Here is an 18,803-nt window from a genome sequence, read left to right as displayed (position 1 = left end):
CCTTATTCGTTATAAGTTATCGAGCGAGACCGATCAGCCTTTGAGGCTGTCGAGGTCTTCCACGTTGATCGTGTCCAGATTGCGGAACAGGACCACCAGGATCGCCAGGCCAATTGCTGCTTCGGCGGCCGCGACGGTCAAAATGAAGAACACGAAGATCTGGCCCGCCGCGTCGCCCAGGTAGTGGGAAAACGCGATGAAGTTCAGGTTCACCGCCAGCAGCATCAATTCGATGGCCATCAGCAAGATGATGATGTTTTTCCGGTTCAGGAAGATACCGACCACGGCGGTGGCGAACAGGATCGCGCCGAGAATCAGGTAGTGTGCGAGGGAGACGGTCATTTGCTTTCCTTCGGTTCGGCAGCAGGCGCGGCGGCAGCGGCAGCAGCTGCGGCCTTGGCCACGTTCGCGGCATCGATGGCCGGCTGGTTCACGGTCGCGACCTTGATGATCTTCAGGCGGTCGTTGCGCTTGACACGCACGGCGTCGGCCGGATCGATGGCCTTGCTGTCCTTGCGGCGGCGCAGCGTCAGGGCAACGGCGGCAACAATCGCCACCAGCAGCACCACGGCGGCAATCTCGAAGCCGTAGATGTAGCGCGTGTAGATCTGCAGGCCCAGTTCCTTGGTGCCGCCGATGTTCAGGGCAGCCGCTTCCGGCGTTTGCTGGAAGTTGCTGTAGCCGTGCCACAGCACCGCGCCCATCTCGAGCACGATCAGGGCGCCGACGCCCAGCGCCATTGGCAGGAAGCCCCAGAAGCCTTCACGCATGCGGTCGATATTAATATCGAGCATCATGACGACGAACAGGAACAGCACCATGACGGCGCCGACATAGACCAGTACCAGCACGATGGCGAGGAATTCGGCCTTGAGCAGCAGCCAGATACCGGCCGCGTTGAAGAAGGTCAGCACCAGGAACAACGCGGCGTGAACCGGGTTCTTGGCGGTGATGACGCGCAGGCTGGCCAGCACCATCACGGCCGCGAACACGTAGAACAAAATATCAGTAAATGTCATGACTAACCCAGGAGCCTCTTGTAATTAACACTTAGCGGAACTTGGCGTCCGCCTCGCGGGCAGCGGCAATCTCGGTTTCGTAGCGGTCACCCACGGCCAGCAGCATCTCTTTGGTGTAATAGAGGTCGCCGCGTTTTTCGCCGTGGTATTCCAGCACGTGTGTTTCGACGATCGAGTCGACCGGGCACGATTCTTCGCAGAAGCCGCAGAAGATGCACTTGGTCAGATCGATGTCGTAGCGCGAGGTGCGGCGGGTGCCGTCTTCGCGCTGGGTAGACTCGATCGTGATCGCCATGGCCGGGCAGACTGCTTCGCACAGTTTGCAGGCGATGCAGCGCTCTTCCCCGTTGGGGTAGCGACGCAACGCATGCAGACCGCGGAAGCGGTTCGACATCGGGGTCTTTTCTTCCGGATACTGCACCGTGATCGAGCGCGACAGAGCGTAGCGGCCGGTCAGGGCCAGGCCCTTGATCAACTCGGTCAGCATCAGGCTGCCGAGGATTTCTTTCATACGTGACATGTGCGTCCCCTTACTTCCAAATATTCCACGACGTCTGCATCCAGGCGGCGATGAACACCAGCCAGATCAGCGTGATCGGAATGAACACTTTCCAGCCCAGACGCATGATCTGGTCGTAGCGGTAACGTGGGAACGTACCGCGCACCCAGATGAAGAACGTGACCAGGCAGAACGTTTTCAGGAACAGCCAGAAGAAGCCGATGAAGCCGCCCAGGGTGCCGCCGACTTCGAGGAAGCTGAATGGTGCCGACCAGCCTCCAAGGAAGAACAGCGAAGCCAGGCAGGCGATCAGGATCATGTTGCCGTATTCGGCCAGCATGAACATCGCGTACGACATGCCCGAGTACTCGACCATGTGACCGGCAACGATCTCGGATTCACCTTCGATCACGTCGAACGGGTGACGGCCGCACTCGGCCAGGCCCGACACCAGATAGATGATGAACAGCGGGAACAGCGGCAGCCAGTTCCACGACAGGAAGTTCACGCCCCAGCCGGCGAACATGCCCATCTGCTGAGCGGCGACGATGTCCGACAGGTTCAGGCTGCCCGTGACCATCAGTACGACCACCAGCACGAAACCCATCGGGATTTCGTACGAGATCATCTGGGCCGATGCGCGCATGGCGCCCATGAACGAGTACTTCGAGTTCGAGGCCCAGCCGGCGATGATGATACCGTACACCTCGACCGAGGTGATGGCCATCAGCAGCAGCACGCCGGCGTTGACATTGGCCAGCGCAAACTGCGGGCCGAACGGAATGACCGACCAGGCAGCCAGTGCCGGCATGATCGTCATGACCGGACCGATCACGAACAGGCTCTTGCTCGCCTTGGCCGGGATCACGATCTCTTTGATCAGGAGCTTTAAGCCGTCGGCCATCGGCTGCAGCAGGCCGCCGGGACCGACGCGGTTCGGGCCCACGCGGATCTGGATCCAGCCGATGAACTTGCGTTCCCACAGCGTGGCGTAGGCAATCGCGATCATCAACGGTGCCAGCACCGCGATGATCTTGATCAGGGTCCAGACAATCGGCCAGACCGGGCCGAGCAGGTCTGCACCGCCGGCGTTGAATGAATCAATGTAACCGGGCGCGGCCATTACTTGCTCTCCCCTGCTTTTGCAACTTGGATGGCACCGAACATGGCGCCCAGGCTTGCCACGGCCGGATGGCCGGCGGCGACACGCACCGCGTTCGATGGCAGCGTGGCGTCGACGTCGGCCACCAGCACGGCCGAACCGGCACCTTGCGTGACGGTGACGCTGTCGCCGGCTTTGACACCAATCGATTCAGCCACCGCTTTGGACAGCGTCACCAGCGGCGCGTTCGCGTCGGCGGTGCGCTGCAGTGGCTCGGCGCGGCGCGCCAGCGCATCGGTGAAGTACACCGGCACGTCGGTCACGCGCTCGAGCTGGCCGGCTGGCGCGTAAGCGCCGACAGTCGGTGCCAGCGTGGCGTTGTTGTTCAGTTTGCCCGACAGATCGGTCACACCCTTGCCGAACAGCTCGTCGCGGATCGATTCCGACGTGTCGTAGTCGAAGCCTTGCAGGCCCAAGAGGTTACCCAGCACGCGCAGCACTTTCCAGGCTGGACGGGTGTCGCCCAGCGGACGCACGGTGCCGTTGAAGCTTTGTGCGCGGCCTTCGCAATTGACGAACGTGCCCGAGGTTTCCGAGAACGGCGCGATTGGCAGCAGCACGTCGGCGTAATCCAGGCCGTGCTTGAAGGCCGACATGACGACGACCATCTCGGCAGCAGCCAGCGCAGCCGTGGCTTGCTGCGGGTTCGCGGCATCCAGTTGCGGTTCGGCGTTCAGCAGCACATAGGCTTTTTTCGGCGTGGCGAACGGTGCTTCGTTCTTGCCCGACGTGGCGCCCACCAGGTGGCCGCCGATCGTGTTGGCCGACTCGACCAGGTAACCGAACGAGCAACCGGTCTGCTCGGCGATCCACTGCGCAGCGGCGTGGATTTTCGATGCTTGCGGATGTTGTGCAGCAGCGTTGCCCAGCAGGATCGCGCCTGGCAGTTCAACGTCACCGACGACGACCAGCGAGGCGGCAATCGCTTTTGCGATGTCCGACGCTTCGATCTGCTCGAAACCGGCTGGTGCCGCGATGCCCTTGTCGGCAGCGATGGCAACGACGATTTCCGACAGCGCGACGAGCCAGTCGCTCGGTGCTGCGATCAGCTTGTGCGCGACCTTCATCAGGAGTTCGTCGTCCGCGCCGGCAACCAGCGACAGGCGCAGACCCGACTTGGTGGCGGCGCGCAGACGCGTCGTGACCAGCGGGTGATCCTTGCGCAGGAACGAACCGATGACCAGCGCGCGCTTGAGCGTGCTCAGCTGGGCGATCGGCATGCCGAGCCACGGCGTGACCTGGCCGTCGAGCGAAAAGTCGCTCTGGCGCAGGCGGAACTCGATGTTGTCGGAGCCCATGCCACGCACGGCCTTGTTCAGCAGGTGCAGTTCTTCGACGGTCGAGTGCGCAGTCGCGACGGCAGCGATCGCATCGGCGCCATGTTCGTGACGGATATTGCGCAGGCCGTGGGCGACGTATTCGAGCGCGGTTTGCCACTCGGCTTCCTGCCACATGCCGCCCTGCTTGATCATTGGCTTGGTCAGGCGATCGGTGTTGTTCAGTGCTTCGTACGAGAAACGCTCTTTGTCCGACAGCCAGCACTCGTTGACCGCTTCGTTCTCGAGCGGCAGCACGCGCATGACCTTGCCGCCCTTGACCTGGACGATCAGGTTCGCGCCCAGCGAATCGTGCGGCGAGACCGACTTGCGGCGCTGCAGTTCCCATGGACGTGCGGAATAACGGAATGGCTTGCTGGTGAGCGCGCCGACCGGGCACAGGTCGATCATATTGCCCGACACTTCCGAGTCGACGGTCTTGCCGACAAACGTCGTGATTTCGGAATGCTCGCCGCGGCCCAGCATGCCGAATTCCATGACGCCGGCAACTTCCTGGCCGAAACGCACGCAACGGGTGCACTGGATGCAACGCGACATCTCTTCCATCGAGATCAGCGGGCCCGCTTCTTTCGGGGCCACCACGCGCTTTTCTTCTTCGTAGCGCGAACCGCTCTTGCCATAGCCCACGGCCAGATCCTGCAACTGGCATTCGCCGCCCTGATCGCAGATCGGGCAGTCGAGCGGGTGGTTAATGAGCAAAAATTCCATCACCGACTTCTGGGCCTGCACGGCCTTGTCGCTGTGGCTGCGCACGATCATGCCAGGCGAGACCGGGGTCGCGCACGCTGGCAGAGGCTTCGGCGCCTTTTCCACTTCGACGAGACACATGCGGCAGTTCGCAGCAATCGACAATTTCTTGTGATAGCAGAAGTGCGGAATGTACGTTCCGAGCTTGTTTGCGGCGTCCATCACCATCGAACCCGGTGGGACTTCAACTTTCTTGCCGTCTAATTCAATTTCAACCATGGGATCGTTACCTGACCTGGTTTAAAGGTATGAGGGCACGAGGCAGTGCTTGTGCTCAATGTGATATTCAAATTCTTCGCGGAAGTGCTTGATCATGGCCTGGACCGGCATCGCGGCCGCATCGCCGAGCGCGCAAATCGTGCGACCCTTGATGTTGTCAGCGATGTTGTTCAGAAGATCCATGTCGTCCGGTCGGCCCTGGCCATGCTCGATGCGGTGGACCATGCGGTACATCCAGCCCGTGCCTTCGCGGCATGGGGTGCATTGGCCGCACGATTCTTCGTAATAGAAGTACGACAGGCGCAGCAGCGACTTGACCATGCAGCGCGTCTCGTCCATCACGATGACGGCGCCCGAACCCAGCATCGAGCCGGCCTTGGCGATCGAATCGTAGTCGAGATCGGTTTGCATCATCTGCTCGCCCGGCACCACTGGCGCCGACGAACCGCCTGGAATCACGGCCTTGATCTTCCTGCCACCGCGCATGCCACCTGCCAGTTCCATCAGGGTCGCAAACGGCGTACCCAGCGGGACCTCATAGTTGCCTGGCCGCTCGACGTCGCCCGAGATCGAGAAGATCTTGGTGCCGCCATTGTTCGGCTTGCCCAGCGCCATGTAGTTCTCGGCGCCCATGTTCAGGATGAACGGGACCGCAGCAAAGGTCTCGGTGTTGTTGATCGTCGTCGGCTTGCCGTACAGGCCGAACGAGGCCGGGAAAGGTGGCTTGAAGCGCGGCTGGCCCTTCTTGCCTTCGAGCGACTCGAGCAGCGCGGTTTCTTCGCCGCAGATGTAGGCGCCATAACCGTGGTGCGCGTGCAGCTGGAACGAGAACGTGCTGCCCAGGATGTTGTCACCCAAAAAGCCGGCGGCGCGCGCTTCTTCGAGTGCTTCTTCAAAGCGCAGGTAGTCTTCGAAGATCTCGCCGTGGATATAGTTGTAGCCCACGGTGATGCCCATCGCGTAGGCGCCGATGGCCATGCCTTCGATCAGCGAATGCGGGTTGTAGCGAATGATGTCGCGGTCCTTGAACGTGCCCGGCTCGCCTTCGTCGGTATTGCAGACGAGGTATTTCTGGCCCGGGAACTGGCGCGGCATGAAGCTCCACTTCAGGCCGGTTGGGAAACCGGCGCCGCCACGGCCGCGCAGGCCCGACGCCTTCATGTCGGCGATGATCTGCTCGGGCGTGATCTTTTCTTCGATGATGCGGCGCAGCGCCGAGTAACCACCACGGTTGACGTAGTCGTTCAGGTGCCAGTTACTGCCGTTCAGATCCTTCAGGATCAGCGGCTTGATGTGACGATCGTGCAGGCTGGTCATTTGTTCAGCTCCTCAAGCAAGGCGTCGATCTTGGCGTCGCTCATGAACGAACACATGCGGTGATTGTTCACCAGCATGACGGGTGCGTCGCCGCAGGCGCCCATGCACTCGCCTTCCATCAGCGTAAACTTGCCGTCCGCCGTGGTGTCACGGAAGTCGATGTTCAGGGCATCCTTGATGCGCTGGGCCGCGCGTTCACCGCCCGACAATGCGCATGGCAGGTTGGTGCACACGGTGATCTTGTGCTGGCCAACCGGCTTGACGTTGAACATATTGTAGAAAGTCGCCACCTCTTGCACGGCAATGGCCGGCATCTGGATGTAATCGGCAAGTTCCTGCATCGTCTCTGGCGACAGCCAACCCAGTTCGACCTGGGCGTGGGCCAGCGAGGCCATCACGGCCGACTGGCGTTGATCGGCTGGGTACTTGGCCAGCTCCCGATCGATTTTTTGATAGCACTGCGGGGATAACATATTCTTCTCTGCCTTTCGGACTAGCGATCAATACTGCCGAACACGATGTCTTGCGTACCGATGATGGCGACGGCATCAGCGATCATGTGTCCGCGTGCCATTTCGTCGAGGCTCTGCAGGTGGACATAGTCCGGCGTGCGGATTTTCAGGCGGTATGGCTTGTTGGCGCCGTCGGAGACGATATAGATGCCGAACTCGCCCTTCGGATGCTCGACCGCGGCATACGCCTCGCCCTCTGGGACGTGGAAGCCTTCGGTAAACAGCTTGAAGTGGTGAATCAGCGATTCCATATTGGACTTCATGTCCATCCGGTTCGGCGGCGCAATCTTGTTATTGTCGATCATGACCGGGCCCGGATTGGCGCGCAGCCAGGTGATGCATTGCTTGATGATGCGGTTCGACTGGCGCATCTCTTCCACGCGCACCAGGTAGCGGTCGTACGAGTCACCGTTGGTGCCAACCGGAATGTCGAACTCGACCTTGTCGTACGCTGCGTACGGCTGGGTCTTGCGCAGATCCCAGGCGATGCCCGAGCCGCGCAGCATGGCGCCCGTGAAGCCCATCGCTTTCGCGTCTTCCGGCGTCACCACGCCGATGCCGACCGTACGCTGCTTCCAGATACGGTTATCGGTCAGCAGGGTTTCGTACTCGTCGACGTAACCATCGAAGCGCTTCGTGAACGCGTCGAGGAAGTCGAGTACCGAGCCCTGGCGGTGTTCGTTCAGTGCGTCGATCGCCTTGGCGCTGCGGATGGGCGAAGCCTTGTGCTGTGGCATCGTGTCCGGCAGGTCGCGGTACACGCCGCCCGGGCGGTAGTAGGCCGCGTGCATGCGCGCGCCCGACACGGCTTCGTAGACATCGAACAAGTCTTCGCGGTCGCGGAAGCAGTACAGGAACGGGCCCATGGCGCCGATGTCCAGCGCGTGCGCGCCCAGCCACATCAGGTGATTCAGGATGCGGGTGACTTCGTCGAACATCGTGCGGATGTACTGGGCGCGGATCGGTGCCTGGATGCCGAGCAGCTTTTCGATCGCCAGCACGTAGCCGTGTTCGTTGCACATCATCGACACGTAGTCGAGACGGTCCATGTACGGCACCGATTGCAGGTAGGTGCGCGTCTCGGCCAGCTTCTCGGTGCCGCGGTGCAGCAGGCCGATGTGCGGGTCGGCGCGCTGGATCACCTCGCCGTCGAGTTCGAGCACGAGGCGCAGCACGCCGTGCGCTGCCGGGTGCTGCGGACCAAAGTTCAGGGTGTAGTTCTTAAGCTCAGCCATTATTTCGTCCCGTAAGTCTCTTCGCGAATCACGCGGGGAATGTTCTCGCGCGGTTCGATCGTGACGGGTTGATAGATCACGCGTTTCTGCTCGGGGTCGTAGCGCATTTCGACGTAGCCCGAAACCGGGAAGTCCTTGCGGAACGGATGGCCGATGAAACCGTAGTCGGTCAGGATGCGGCGCAGGTCGCCGTGGCCATCGAACAGGATACCGAACAGGTCGAACGCTTCGCGCTCGAACCAGTTGGCGGCGCGCCAGATCGGCGTGATCGATTCAACCAGCGGCATGTCGTCGTCCGGGCAGAACACCCGCACGCGCACGCGCCAGTTGTGGGTCAGCGACAGCAGGTGCACGACGACCGCAAAGCGCGGCCCTTCGTAGGTGCCTTCGCCATATTCCGAATAGTCGACGCCGCACAGGTCGATCATCTGCTCGAAGGCCAGCGCAGGCGTGTCGCGCAGCGTCGTCATCGAGCCGATATAGTCGGCAGCCTTGACCACCACCGTGACTTCACCCAGCGCGCTGGAAATAGCGGCGCCCTCACCCAATGCAGTCTGCAGGGCGAGTTGAAGGGTTTCGAGTTTTGTCGTCATGGAGTACGCCGTCCGTTTTTAGCGCGCGATGGTATTGGTGCGCTTGATCTTGTTCTGGAGCTGCATGATGCCGTACAGCAGAGCTTCGGCGGTCGGTGGACAGCCTGGCACGTAGACATCGACCGGGACGATGCGATCGCAGCCACGGACGACCGAATACGAATAATGGTAGTAGCCGCCACCGTTGGCGCAGGAGCCCATCGAGATGACCCAGCGCGGCTCGGCCATCTGGTCATAGACCTTGCGCAGCGCCGGCGCCATCTTGTTGCACAGCGTGCCGGCAACGATCATGACGTCGGACTGGCGTGGCGACGGTCGAAACACGATGCCGAAGCGGTCCATGTCGTAGCGGGCCGCGCCCACGTGCATCATCTCGACCGCGCAGCAGGCCAGACCGAACGTCATCGGGAACATCGACCCGGTACGTGCCCAGTTGACCAGCTTGTCGGCTGTGGTGGTGATGAAACCTTCGTTTAGTACGCCTTCAATAGCCATGGCTTATTCCCAATCAAGGGCACCTTTCTTCCAGATGTACCAGAAGCCCACGACGAATTCGGCGATGAACACCATCATCGTGATGAAACCGGTGAACCCCAGTTCGCGCATCGAGACGCCCCATGGGAAGAAGAATGCCGTTTCAAGATCAAACAAAATAAACAGGATCGCGACCAGGTAGTACCGGACGTCGAACTTCATGCGCGCGTCTTCGAAGGCTTCGAAGCCGCATTCATACGGAGACAGTTTGGCATCGTCGGGCTTGTGCGGCCCGAGCAGGCGACCAAGCACCTGCGGGGCGACACCGACACCGATGCCAACCAGGATAAAGAGAAGAACGGGGAGATAACTTTCGAGGTTCACGATGAAGCCTTCTGAACGATCGGTTAATGGAACGCTGCAGAGATGCAGCACCGAATCGTGCGAACCTGGCCTCGAGCCTGCCGCCAGGATCGTACGACAGATCCTCGTAAAAAAGCCAGCTCAGGCATGAGGTAAAGACTCGTGCGCCCTTGCTGGCTTTCTTTCTAAATTTTGGTGCCGACGGCGAGACTCGAACTCGCACAGCTTGCGCCACTACCCCCTCAAGATAGCGTGTCTACCAATTTCACCACGTCGGCTGGAGAACAGTATTTTACCCTGCTTTAGCACTATCTTTCAATGCTCAAATTGCGCAATCACAAAGATATTTGCCATATATTTGAATCATATCGCCGAACAATCTATTGGACGCTCTTTTACTGACATGAGCATGACAAAGTTCGTTGCGGCACAACGGTTCATATTGCAAGGCTGCCCATGCAGGTTGCCTAACCCTGTCACGCGCCGCGGTATTCTACGCCTAAAAACAACAATGCGCCCGATAAAAGGCGCATTGTTTTTAAACCACAACGGCGCGCACGGCGCCGGGACAGCGTGACCTGGTTTTACGCTTGCTGCGGCGCTTACCTGGTCACTTACCTGGTTGCTTACTTGGTCGCTGGCGCAGGCACTGCCGGCGCTGGTGCCGGGACGGCCGGGACCGCACTGCCAGCTGGCAGGGTTGGCACATCGGCTGGCGCCGTCTGCACCGGGGCCGTGACCGGGATACCGGCTGCAGGCGCCTGGGCGCGGCCCATCACGCCGGCATTGTCGCCGCCGCTGCGATCGTTGCCGATGTAGGCCAGCGTCAGCGTGGTGCCGAAGAAGACTGCGGCGGCCACTGCCGTTGCCTTGGACAGGAAATTCGACGAACCGGATGCGCCGAACAGGCTGCCGGAGGCGCCGGAGCCGAAGGCCGCACCCATATCAGCGCCCTTGCCGTGCTGCATCAGGACCAGGCCAATAATGGACAGGGCCGAGATAACCTGCACGACGATAATAAGATTAGACCAGATCATTGCAATTCCATTCCAAGGTTTAACAGCGTTTCAAATTTTTTGTAATTCCAAAATCTTCGCAAAACTATATGCGGAAGATTATGTCCTTATGCAGCGCGCAGAATGGCAAGGAAATCGTCGGCCTTCAGTGCTGCCCCGCCGATCAGGCCGCCATCGATGTCCGGTTGCGCCAGCAGCTCGCGTGCATTCTCCGGCTTCATGCTGCCGCCGTAAAGGATTTGTACGGTTTCGGCAGCGTCGATGTTGCACTTGCGCACTAACGCGCGCATGTCGGCGTGGACCTGCTGCGCCATCTCCGGCGTGGCGGTCTTGCCAGTGCCGATCGCCCATACCGGCTCGTAGGCCAGGACCAGGCGTGGGACATCTTCAAAGCCCACCAGTTCCAGCACGGCATGCAGCTGGCCGCCGACAACATCGTTGGTCTCGCCCGCTTCGCGCTGTTCCAGCGTTTCGCCGATGCAGACGATCGGGGTCAGGCCGGCGTCCAGTGCCGCCTTCGCCTTGCGCGCGACCAGCTCGTTCGATTCGCCGTGGTAGCCACGGCGCTCGGAGTGGCCGACGATCACATAACGGCAGCCGAAATCCTGCAGCATCGAGATGCACACTTCGCCGGTAAAGGCACCAGACGGCTCGGTTGCGACATCCTGCGCACCCCAGGCCACGCTGCTACCGGCCAACAACTGCTCGCACTGGAACAGATACGGTGCGGGGACGCACACCGCGCACGCTGCCTGCGCACCAGCGCCGGCGTCCAGACCAGCGAGAATGCCTTGCAGCAGCTCGGCATTGAATGCCCGGCTGCCGTTCATCTTCCAGTTACCTACTACGAGTGTGGGACGCATACTACCCCATGTCAAATAACCCGCTATTCTAGCGGTCGATATTGTGGCGGTCAAACAATGGCTGACAGCGTCAACCAGCCTGAAACCGCCCGTGGATGCGCCGCGCGGGCCCCATGGACCCACGCCGGCGCGCCTGTTGTTTTTGTGGTCAGTCGGCCAGCACCTGCAGCACGATCTTGCCAACGTGCGTGCTCGATTCCATCATCGTGTGCGCCGCCGCAGCGTCAGCCAGCGGGAACACATGATGGATCACCGGCTTGATCTTTTTTTGCGCAAACAGCGGCCAGACCTGCTCACGCAGCTGGCGTGCAATGGCCGCCTTGAACGCGACCGAACGGGGACGCAGCGTCGAACCGGTGATGGTCAGGCGACGGCGCAGCACCTGGTTCATGTCGAGGTTAGCCTGCGCGCCACCCAGCAGCGCGATGACGACCAGGCGGCCATCGTCGGCCAGGCAGTCGATCTCACGCGCGACGTAGTCGCCCGCAACCATGTCCAGAATCACGTCGACACCACGGCCGTCCGTGAGTTCCTTGACCACCGCGACGAAATCTTCATCGCGGTAATTGATGCCCCGCTCGGCGCCGAGTGCTTCGACGGCGCGGCATTTGTCGTCGCTGCCTGCCGTGATGAACACGCGGTGGCCCAGCGCGCTGGCGATCTGGGTGGCGGTCACGCCGATACCCGAGCTGCCGCCCTGCACCAGCAGGCTTTCGCCCTCGGCCAGACCGGCGCGGTCGAACACATTGCTCCAGACGGTGAAAAACGTTTCCGGCAAGGTTGCCGCTTCCAGCGGGCTCAGCCCTTCTGGCACGGGCAGGCATTGCTCGAGCGGCGCCGCGCAGTATTCGGCGTAACCGCCACCCTGCACCAGCGCGCAGACCAGGTCACCCTTGGCAAAACCGCTGTCCCCCAGCTCGCCATCGACGATTTCGCCGGCCACTTCGAGGCCCGGCAGATCAGAGGCGCCCGGCGGCACCGGGTATTTACCCAGGCGCTGGAACACGTCGGGGCGGTTGATACCGGCAGCATGGACCTTGATCAGGACTTCGCCGCTTTTCAGGGCTGGTATCGGCCGGTCGCACAGTTGCAATACGTCGGGCTGACCCGGCTTGGTGATTTCGATAGCGCGCATGGATGGCTCCTGCATTAGCAAAACCGCAATTGTACGGGAGTCGGCGTTGGCTTGCCGACCACCCGTAGAGCGTGCGCGCCGCGCATGCCCCGCCTACGAATAGGTCGTGACCGTCACGCCCTGCTCGACCGCATCGAGCGCCTGACGCGCCATCGTGCGAATGCCGTCATAACTGCGCGCGGCAGCAATAAACCGGCCCGTGTGGCAGAACACGGCGTCCGGCACGCCCGTCACGGCAGCCAGGTCCGCTTCGCGCAGGCCGGCCCAGGTTTCGGGCAAGTCGGCGCGCGCATCGAAGCTTTCGGTATCGACCGACACCGTGTGCAGGATGTAGCGGTTCTCGGTCAGGCTATGGCTGATGACGAACAGGATCTTCGGCATTTCCTTGCGTACGATGCTGCTCCACGGCAGCGCGGCGTTCTTCAGGAACAGCAGCTTGCCGCCTTCGAGCACCTCGGCCTGGCGCACCTGCGTAACGGCCAGCATGGCGCCCACGCGGTAGCGCACGGCATTGCCCATGATGTCGGTGAGAAACTCCACGGCGCGCATGAACTGGCCCATGCGATACTCGTCGACCGCTTCGCCATAGCCCAGGCGCTGCTCGTCGAGCCAGCCCGGATTGAAGCCCGAGACCACGGCCGACAAGCCATAGCTGCCCGGTGCGTTCTTGGCCACGCCGACGTCCGACAAATCGAGGTATTGGACGATATCGACGTCGATGGCATACGCGATCTGCTGGGCGGTATCGTCGGATAAGGTCTCGCCCGTGTGACGCAGCGCCAGCGCGGCGACGCACCGCGCACCGTGGTCGCGCCAGACCAGGCCGGCGCTGGCATACGGCACGCCGGACGGCCGGGTGGCGTTAAATTCCTTCTGGTGGTGGTCGAACCGGCCCGTGGCCGGGTCCCAGACCCCGCCGACATCGATCGCGAAGTCGGCGGCATCGATCCGGGCCTGCTCGCGCGTACGGATAACGTCGGCGTCGGGGAACAACACCTTCAGGACGGCGACCGCCCACGCATCGTCTGCGTGGAATTTGCCGCCGTGAGTGGCAATCAACATACAAGCTCCAAATTGCCGCTACGCCGCGATTGTTTCGGGCGCGCGAGTGAGTCAAAGCCGAAGCCTACCATGCGAGGACGCATTTCAGCCGATCTCAGCGCGCCCGGCCGGCTTGGCTGCGGTCTGCGGCGCGGCGTTGGCCGGTTGCAGCGCGCTCACCCAGTGCCTGCGCCAGCTTCTTGTGGCGGTGCGAGAAGAACAGCGTGACCAGATAGCGCACGACCGGCGTGGCCAGACGTGGCGTGAAAGCCAGATGACCGGGCGATGATCAACACCCTCCTCGAACGTGGGGCGGACAGGCGCGCCTGACGAACATTCTTGACTGACTCGGTAGCCACATCACGTACTACGGCATTCTCGATGGCGCCATAGACCCAATTGCCGACGTTGCCGGAGTGCCTGGGATGGAACCAACCACTGCACAGAGGTAGCGCCAGCGCAGGTACAACTCAGTGCGCGCCAGATGCGAAAGCGCTCGCATTGCGCACCTGTTCGAGCAGGGCTTTTACGATCACCATGCGGTCGAATGGACTGTCAGGCAATACGATGTCGGGATGTACCAGCGCGGGCTCCCGACTTCCTGAGGGACGGTCGAGCACGAAAAACGGGATGGTCAATTCCAGCCCGGTGTTCGGTAATGTGATGTTGCGTACGCCGCCGGTTTGACGTGCGCGCGCATATCCGCCGGCACCTACCAGCTGTGCAAAGCCGAAGTCTTGTACGACATTCGAAAACAGCACCGCAGATGAGTAAGTAATGCGGCCAACCAGCACGTATGTTTTTCCGGAAAAGTGCAGCGGATTGCTCAAGTCAGGTTCAACCCAGGTGTCGCCGAACCCGTGCACGATGTCGCCAACTTTTTCGGCCCCTCTCGCTCGCCCTTCGATGACTTTTTTGACATAGCTCGAGCCATTCCGGAAGGACTTGTCGGCAATGTAAGGTAAAAGCCCCGCTTTCCACATATCGTCGTTGCCGCCAGTATTTTCGCGAACATCGATCATGAGTGTCGTTACCTTCGCATCGCGGATTCTGGTAAACGCGTCCTTGGTGAATGCATTGAAGGCCTGTTGGTCGGGCCACTGAAACTGATTGATCGTCAGCAGCGCTGCTTTCCCGGGGAGCAGTTCGAACTGAAAGGTTTTTTTGAAACCGGAAGCCCCTTCGATGTCCAGCGAAGTTGGAATCTTGCTGGTGCCTGCCATGCGTATGTGTTTTGGCCCATCAGGGTTGGTAACGACCAGGTCAAATTGCCGCGGCGCCCCAAACACTCGCCAGTAATAGAACCACATGCGGCGTGACAGAAGATTGGCCCGCAGTCCCGGCGTTTCGCCGCCCATGAGCGAGAGGAGTTCCTGCGCGACGCGGGCGGCAGGCACACCGTTGATTTGCTCGATGCGCGTGCCTGTCAGCGGGCTCGTGCTGCCGTCGAGCTCGGCCCGGATGATCATGTCGCCGTCGATGCCAACCTGGACCTCATACGGGAACAGCACACCGCCCGCTTCGAGGTGTGTCCTGGTGAGCGCTGTCCATTTGCGCGGAGCAACCAGCATGTGCGCGTCCGCGAACAGCGGGTTCAGCTTGGCAAGCACCACCCATGCCTGGTCGCGGGTCATTGGTTTCTGCAACTGCGCAGCGACTTGCTCATAGGCCTTTCGGAGCGTTTCCCGGCTGGCAAACAGGCCCGGATCAGGGTGAATCCTGTCGATTTCGTCTCGCATGAAGCGCAGGTCCGCCTGCAGGTCCTGCGCAGAAAATTCAGGCTCGTTATCGGCGGACGGTCCGGTGATCAGCCCACTGCCCGTTAGTCCGGCCGCAGTCGACGCATTACCCCCTTCAGGCCGCGAAAGCGCACCGGCTTGCAGAACAACAGCGTTGGTGCCCGGCGTTTGCAGGCGATTTTTTTCCAGGCTTGTGCTGTCAGCGGCAGCCAACATTGGAAGGCCGAGGGGCAGCAACATCAGAAGAACCAGGGAATGACGACAATATCTGTTCATTGCGAGTCCAGTTTATTACCTTCTGGTTTGCGGCGGCCAAACAAGCCAGCGCCGCCGGATGCATCAAGCATCACCGCCCGTCTTCGATGTCAGCGGAAGCGGCGTGCCCGGCTTCCAGGTGCGCGACAGCGCCTGCGCTTCTTCGATCTGCTCCTGCGTCATGCGTTTGGCGATAGCGGCGCGCTGGTCGACGGCATTGCGGTTGCCGCCGGCCGCGGCCAGGTTGTAGAGCATGTAGGCCAGCACGACATCCTGCGGCACGCCGGCCACGTGGTAGCGGTACATCAGTCCGAGAGCATTCTGTGCCTCGGCATGCCCCTGCTCGGCTGCCTTGCGGAACCAGGTCACGGCGTGCTTCTGGTCTTGCGGCACCGAATTGCCCGTATAAAACATTGCACCGACCACGTACTGGGCATCGGCCTTGCCCTGAAGCGCGGCCTTCTGGTGCCAGGCGAAGGCCTGCTTGTAGTCGCGCGCGACGCCGCGACCCATGTAATACATGAGTCCCAGCAGATGCTGCGCTTCGGCATGCCCGGCCTTGGCCAGCGGCGTGACTTCCCTTAAAGCAAGCGCATAGTTGCGGGCGTTGTAGGCACTGGCGCCTTCGGGGAAACCGGCCTGGGCGCTGCCGTGCAGGCCGAACTGCAGGCACAGCGCCAGGAAGATTGCAAAGAATGGTGTCGTCATGGTTCGCACACAGAATCCAGGTCCTTGCCAATGGCGCCGGGATGCCCCCGGCCGGCGTGGTGGTCGCGCGCCCGTCATTTCCAGTTGACCTTGCCCAGCCCGTCGAGCGCCACCTTGCGATTGACCGGCTTGCCCAGTACCGTCACCGACCCCATCCCCGACAGCGACACGTTGATACTCTGGCGCACGTTGACGGTGGCATTGCCCAGCCCTGACAGATCGAGCGCAACCGAGTCGACGCTGCAGCCCTGCGCATCGAGCCCGCCCAGCCCGCCCAGCTCGGCCTTCAGGCGCTTGCTGCGGCCGGTCAGGGTCACGAAGCCGGCGCCGCCCAGGTTCAGGTCGATGCCCTCGCTGTCGACCCCATGGATCTTGAGGTTGCCCACGCCGCCCAGGTTGGCGGTGATGAAACGGTAATTCGATGATGATACCGACATTGACCCGGCGCCATCGAGATTGATGTCCAGTGACTGGCCGGCAAAGCCGCTGACCGTGGTAGCGCCGATACTTTCGGACGAGACCGCGCGCAGGTTCGGCAGCACGAGTTCGGCCTGGATGCCCGACGAGCGGCCGAAGTTGAAGCCCGCGCGGCGGCCTTCGGTTTCGATATTGAGCGTGTCGCCGCGCTGCGTGGTGATCGTGCGCGCCAGCAGGCGCGCGTCGCCCGTCAGCACCAGCGTGGCCGTCGCGCCCTGGCGGATCACCAGGTCCCCGACCCCTTCGAGCGTCACGCGCACGACGTGCGCATCGACGGGCCGCGACTCGCTGGCCGTGTCCGGCGCGGCGCGCACGAGGCCGGCCGTAGCGCCCAACAATGCGGCAACGGCGCCCAGCTTCAAAAGGTGATTCATCGAGATTCTCCAGTATATTGCGGCCCGGGCCAATGCCGGGACTTGTCATGATGAAACTATAGCCCGAAACGCAAGTGCTCCCGCCCGGTGTGCGATGAACTGCAAAAAACGGCCTCCGAACTGCGCAGCGGTGGCAGTTTGCGGCACAACGATGGGGGGCCGATGCAGCACGCATGACCCGGCGCCATCCTGCGCTGGCACAACAAAAACATTCTTTTACAGCATGCCATTGCGCTAAGATGTTTCGCCGGTGGCGCACCCCGCCCCGGTCACACTCATTTCATTGCGATCCATTTCGAGGTCCCCATGCGCATGCGCCACTACCCCGCCCTGCTGGCCGGGTTCACCCTGTCGATGTCGGCATTTGCCGCACCGGCCGACGGGTGGACCTTGCCGGTCACCATGAAAAAACTCGACAACGGCCTGACCGTGATCGTGTCGGAAGACCGCACCTCGCCGACCGTCGGCGTCTCGGTCGTCTACCACGTCGGCATGCGCCTCGAGCCGAAGAACCGCACGGGCTTTGCGCACCTGTTCGAACACCTGATGTTCCAGGGCACGCCGAACGCGCCAAAAGGCGTCTTCGATACGACGATCACGGGCGGCGGCGGCTGGAACAATGGTTCGACCCGCCCCGACTTCACCAACTACATCGAGACCGTGCCCAGCTCGGCGCTCGAGCCGATCCTGTGGCTGGAAGCTGACCGCATGAAGACGCTCGACTTCAGCGCGGCCACGCTGAAGAACCAGCAGGACGTCGTCAAGGAAGAAATCCGCGTCAACGTGAAGAACCAGCCGTATGGCGGCTTCATGTGGATCGACATCAGCCAGCACGCATTCCAGAAATGGGAAAACAACCACGACGGCTACGGCAGCTTCGAAGACCTGGAAAACGCCAGCCTGGACGACGTGCGCGCGTTCCACCGCGATTACTACGGTCCGAACAACGCGGTGCTGGCCATCGCCGGCGACATCACGCCGCAGCAGGGCTTCGCGCTGGCCCAGAAATACTTCGGCGCCATTCCTGCGCGGACGGTGCCCAAAGGCACGGATTTCAGCGAGCCACTCAACACAGCCGAAAAGCGTCTGCAACAAAGCGACGCACTGGCCCAGGTGCCGGCGATCGCGGCGGCCTGGAAAGTGCCCGAGCGCGGCAGCCGCGACCAGGCGCCCGTCGCCGTGCTGGCCGAGTTGCTGGGCGGTGGCGATGCGTCGCTGTTCTACCAGGGCCTGGTCAAGGGCCGCGAGATCGCGCTGAATGTCGACATCCTGTTTGGCCTGACCAGCCCCTGGGAATACAACGGCCCGACCCTGATGACCGTGCATGCGCTGTACAAGCCCGACAGCAGCGCGGACGCCGTCCTCAAGGCCATGGATGAAGAGATCGCCAAGGTCGCAAAAGACGGCGTCGACGATGCCACGCTGGGGCGCGTCAAGACCCGCATGCTGGCCGACTGGAACAACAAGCTGGAAAGCTTCGTCAACCGCGCCGACACGATGGCCAAGCTGCAGGTGCTGTGGGGCGACGCCAATGTCGTCAACAGGATTCCGGGCTGGATCGATGGCGTGACCTCGAGCGACATCCAGCGCGTCGTCAAGACCTATCTCGTGCCGACCAACCGCACCGTCATCGACCGCAAGCCGGCCGCCATGATCGACGCCGCCAAGACCGCTGCGGCCCTCACCACCACTGCGCCTGCCGGCGTCACCAAATAAGG

General features: G+C 61.8%; 20 protein-coding genes and 1 tRNA gene. 1 reads left to right on the top strand and 20 read right to left on the bottom strand.

Annotated features, from left to right (window positions below; translation table 11 throughout):
* Positions 1–33: 33 nt before the first annotated feature.
* The 20 genes from nuoK to RCH14_RS06645 form a co-directional block, all read right to left on the bottom strand.
* Positions 34–342 carry an NADH-quinone oxidoreductase subunit NuoK gene (gene nuoK / locus RCH14_RS06740; RefSeq protein ID WP_343025371.1) on the bottom strand — a complete coding sequence of 103 codons (309 nt, stop codon included), beginning with the start codon at positions 340–342 and terminating at the stop codon, positions 34–36.
* A complete protein-coding gene (locus tag RCH14_RS06735; protein WP_343025370.1) occupies positions 339–1,019 on the bottom strand; it encodes an NADH-quinone oxidoreductase subunit J in 681 nt (226 codons plus the stop codon). The genes nuoK and RCH14_RS06735 overlap by 4 nt, the downstream gene beginning before the upstream one ends.
* 31 nt (positions 1,020–1,050) lie before the next feature.
* Positions 1,051–1,539 carry an NADH-quinone oxidoreductase subunit NuoI gene (gene nuoI / locus RCH14_RS06730; protein WP_183557692.1) on the bottom strand — a complete coding sequence of 163 codons (489 nt, stop codon included), beginning with the start codon at positions 1,537–1,539 and terminating at the stop codon, positions 1,051–1,053.
* Between the two features lie 10 nt (positions 1,540–1,549).
* Positions 1,550–2,641: an NADH-quinone oxidoreductase subunit NuoH gene (nuoH, locus tag RCH14_RS06725; protein ID WP_343025369.1), complete on the bottom strand. Its 1,092-nt coding sequence runs from the start codon at positions 2,639–2,641 to the stop codon at positions 1,550–1,552.
* Complete coding sequence (gene nuoG, locus RCH14_RS06720; protein WP_343025368.1) at positions 2,641–4,983, bottom strand: NADH-quinone oxidoreductase subunit NuoG; 2,343 nt, start codon at positions 4,981–4,983, stop codon at positions 2,641–2,643. The genes nuoH and nuoG overlap by 1 nt, the downstream gene beginning before the upstream one ends.
* A 21-nt stretch (positions 4,984–5,004) precedes the next feature.
* A complete protein-coding gene (nuoF, locus tag RCH14_RS06715; RefSeq protein ID WP_343025367.1) occupies positions 5,005–6,300 on the bottom strand; it encodes an NADH-quinone oxidoreductase subunit NuoF in 1,296 nt (431 codons plus the stop codon).
* Positions 6,297–6,773, bottom strand: coding sequence for an NADH-quinone oxidoreductase subunit NuoE (gene nuoE / locus RCH14_RS06710; protein WP_183557680.1), 477 nt, complete (start codon positions 6,771–6,773; stop codon positions 6,297–6,299). Before nuoE ends, nuoF begins: the two co-directional genes overlap by 4 nt.
* Before the next feature lie 20 nt (positions 6,774–6,793).
* Entirely contained in the window at positions 6,794–8,047 is a 1,254-nt protein-coding gene (locus RCH14_RS06705; RefSeq protein WP_183557677.1) for an NADH-quinone oxidoreductase subunit D, read from the bottom strand.
* Positions 8,047–8,640, bottom strand: a complete 594-nt coding sequence (locus RCH14_RS06700) for an NADH-quinone oxidoreductase subunit C (protein WP_343025366.1) — start codon at positions 8,638–8,640, stop codon at positions 8,047–8,049. Before RCH14_RS06700 ends, RCH14_RS06705 begins: the two co-directional genes overlap by 1 nt.
* 18 nt (positions 8,641–8,658) lie before the next feature.
* The gene (locus RCH14_RS06695; protein ID WP_147933132.1) at positions 8,659–9,135 is read right to left on the bottom strand and encodes an NADH-quinone oxidoreductase subunit B family protein; all 477 of its coding nucleotides are present in this window, start codon (positions 9,133–9,135) and stop codon (positions 8,659–8,661) included.
* 3 nt (positions 9,136–9,138) lie between these two features.
* The gene (locus RCH14_RS06690; RefSeq protein ID WP_183557670.1) at positions 9,139–9,498 is read right to left on the bottom strand and encodes an NADH-quinone oxidoreductase subunit A; all 360 of its coding nucleotides are present in this window, start codon (positions 9,496–9,498) and stop codon (positions 9,139–9,141) included.
* Between the two features lie 172 nt (positions 9,499–9,670).
* A tRNA-Leu gene (locus RCH14_RS06685) sits at positions 9,671–9,755 on the bottom strand.
* A gap of 348 nt (positions 9,756–10,103) precedes the next feature.
* On the bottom strand, positions 10,104–10,514 hold the full coding sequence (gene secG, locus RCH14_RS06680; RefSeq protein ID WP_343025365.1) for a preprotein translocase subunit SecG: 411 nt from the start codon (positions 10,512–10,514) through the stop codon (positions 10,104–10,106).
* A gap of 86 nt (positions 10,515–10,600) precedes the next feature.
* Positions 10,601–11,356 (bottom strand): triose-phosphate isomerase, encoded by a 756-nt coding sequence (gene tpiA / locus RCH14_RS06675; protein WP_343025364.1) that lies wholly within the window; start codon positions 11,354–11,356, stop codon positions 10,601–10,603.
* A gap of 148 nt (positions 11,357–11,504) precedes the next feature.
* Complete coding sequence (locus RCH14_RS06670) at positions 11,505–12,491, bottom strand: NAD(P)H-quinone oxidoreductase (protein WP_343025363.1); 987 nt, start codon at positions 12,489–12,491, stop codon at positions 11,505–11,507.
* A 93-nt stretch (positions 12,492–12,584) separates the two neighbouring features.
* Positions 12,585–13,553 carry an MYG1 family protein gene (locus tag RCH14_RS06665; RefSeq protein WP_343025362.1) on the bottom strand — a complete coding sequence of 323 codons (969 nt, stop codon included), beginning with the start codon at positions 13,551–13,553 and terminating at the stop codon, positions 12,585–12,587.
* A 94-nt stretch (positions 13,554–13,647) separates the two neighbouring features.
* The gene (locus RCH14_RS06660; protein ID WP_343025361.1) at positions 13,648–13,773 is read right to left on the bottom strand and encodes a hypothetical protein; all 126 of its coding nucleotides are present in this window, start codon (positions 13,771–13,773) and stop codon (positions 13,648–13,650) included.
* Between the two features lie 229 nt (positions 13,774–14,002).
* Positions 14,003–15,511 carry a S41 family peptidase gene (locus RCH14_RS06655; RefSeq protein ID WP_343025360.1) on the bottom strand — a complete coding sequence of 503 codons (1,509 nt, stop codon included), beginning with the start codon at positions 15,509–15,511 and terminating at the stop codon, positions 14,003–14,005.
* 99 nt (positions 15,512–15,610) lie between these two features.
* A complete protein-coding gene (locus RCH14_RS06650) occupies positions 15,611–16,234 on the bottom strand; it encodes a tetratricopeptide repeat protein (protein WP_343025359.1) in 624 nt (207 codons plus the stop codon).
* 74 nt (positions 16,235–16,308) lie between these two features.
* Positions 16,309–17,085 (bottom strand): GIN domain-containing protein, encoded by a 777-nt coding sequence (locus tag RCH14_RS06645; RefSeq protein WP_343025358.1) that lies wholly within the window; start codon positions 17,083–17,085, stop codon positions 16,309–16,311.
* A gap of 306 nt (positions 17,086–17,391) precedes the next feature.
* On the opposite strand from RCH14_RS06645, the gene RCH14_RS06640 reads away from it, so the two are divergent.
* Entirely contained in the window at positions 17,392–18,801 is a 1,410-nt protein-coding gene (locus tag RCH14_RS06640; RefSeq protein WP_343025357.1) for a pitrilysin family protein, read from the top strand.
* The last annotated feature ends 2 nt before the right edge of the window (positions 18,802–18,803 follow it).

Origin of the sequence: Massilia sp. MP_M2, from assembly GCF_039123635.1 — a bacterium.
GTDB lineage: Bacteria > Pseudomonadota > Gammaproteobacteria > Burkholderiales > Burkholderiaceae_D > Telluria.
The sequence above is the reverse complement of the archived record's forward strand: the minus strand, read 5'-3'. Positions and strand labels throughout refer to the sequence as shown.

What these genes read in the sequence shown, in the direction of transcription:
- nuoK (WP_343025371.1), bottom strand. Translation starts at nt 342, where the DNA reads ATGACCGTCTCCCTCGCACACTACCTGATTCTCGGCGCGATCCTGTTC.
- RCH14_RS06735 (WP_343025370.1), bottom strand. Translation starts at nt 1,019, where the DNA reads ATGACATTTACTGATATTTTGTTCTACGTGTTCGCGGCCGTGATGGTG.
- nuoI (WP_183557692.1), bottom strand. Translation starts at nt 1,539, where the DNA reads ATGTCACGTATGAAAGAAATCCTCGGCAGCCTGATGCTGACCGAGTTG.
- nuoH (WP_343025369.1), bottom strand. Translation starts at nt 2,641, where the DNA reads ATGGCCGCGCCCGGTTACATTGATTCATTCAACGCCGGCGGTGCAGAC.
- nuoG (WP_343025368.1), bottom strand. Translation starts at nt 4,983, where the DNA reads ATGGTTGAAATTGAATTAGACGGCAAGAAAGTTGAAGTCCCACCGGGT.
- nuoF (WP_343025367.1), bottom strand. Translation starts at nt 6,300, where the DNA reads ATGACCAGCCTGCACGATCGTCACATCAAGCCGCTGATCCTGAAGGAT.
- nuoE (WP_183557680.1), bottom strand. Translation starts at nt 6,773, where the DNA reads ATGTTATCCCCGCAGTGCTATCAAAAAATCGATCGGGAGCTGGCCAAG.
- RCH14_RS06705 (WP_183557677.1), bottom strand. Translation starts at nt 8,047, where the DNA reads ATGGCTGAGCTTAAGAACTACACCCTGAACTTTGGTCCGCAGCACCCG.
- RCH14_RS06700 (WP_343025366.1), bottom strand. Translation starts at nt 8,640, where the DNA reads ATGACGACAAAACTCGAAACCCTTCAACTCGCCCTGCAGACTGCATTG.
- RCH14_RS06695 (WP_147933132.1), bottom strand. Translation starts at nt 9,135, where the DNA reads ATGGCTATTGAAGGCGTACTAAACGAAGGTTTCATCACCACCACAGCC.
- secG (WP_343025365.1), bottom strand. Translation starts at nt 10,514, where the DNA reads ATGATCTGGTCTAATCTTATTATCGTCGTGCAGGTTATCTCGGCCCTG.
- tpiA (WP_343025364.1), bottom strand. Translation starts at nt 11,356, where the DNA reads ATGCGTCCCACACTCGTAGTAGGTAACTGGAAGATGAACGGCAGCCGG.
- RCH14_RS06670 (WP_343025363.1), bottom strand. Translation starts at nt 12,491, where the DNA reads ATGCGCGCTATCGAAATCACCAAGCCGGGTCAGCCCGACGTATTGCAA.
- RCH14_RS06665 (WP_343025362.1), bottom strand. Translation starts at nt 13,553, where the DNA reads ATGTTGATTGCCACTCACGGCGGCAAATTCCACGCAGACGATGCGTGG.
- RCH14_RS06655 (WP_343025360.1), bottom strand. Translation starts at nt 15,511, where the DNA reads ATGTTGCTGCCCCTCGGCCTTCCAATGTTGGCTGCCGCTGACAGCACA.
- RCH14_RS06650 (WP_343025359.1), bottom strand. Translation starts at nt 16,234, where the DNA reads ATGACGACACCATTCTTTGCAATCTTCCTGGCGCTGTGCCTGCAGTTC.
- RCH14_RS06645 (WP_343025358.1), bottom strand. Translation starts at nt 17,085, where the DNA reads ATGAATCACCTTTTGAAGCTGGGCGCCGTTGCCGCATTGTTGGGCGCT.
- RCH14_RS06640 (WP_343025357.1), top strand. Translation starts at nt 17,392, where the DNA reads ATGCGCATGCGCCACTACCCCGCCCTGCTGGCCGGGTTCACCCTGTCG.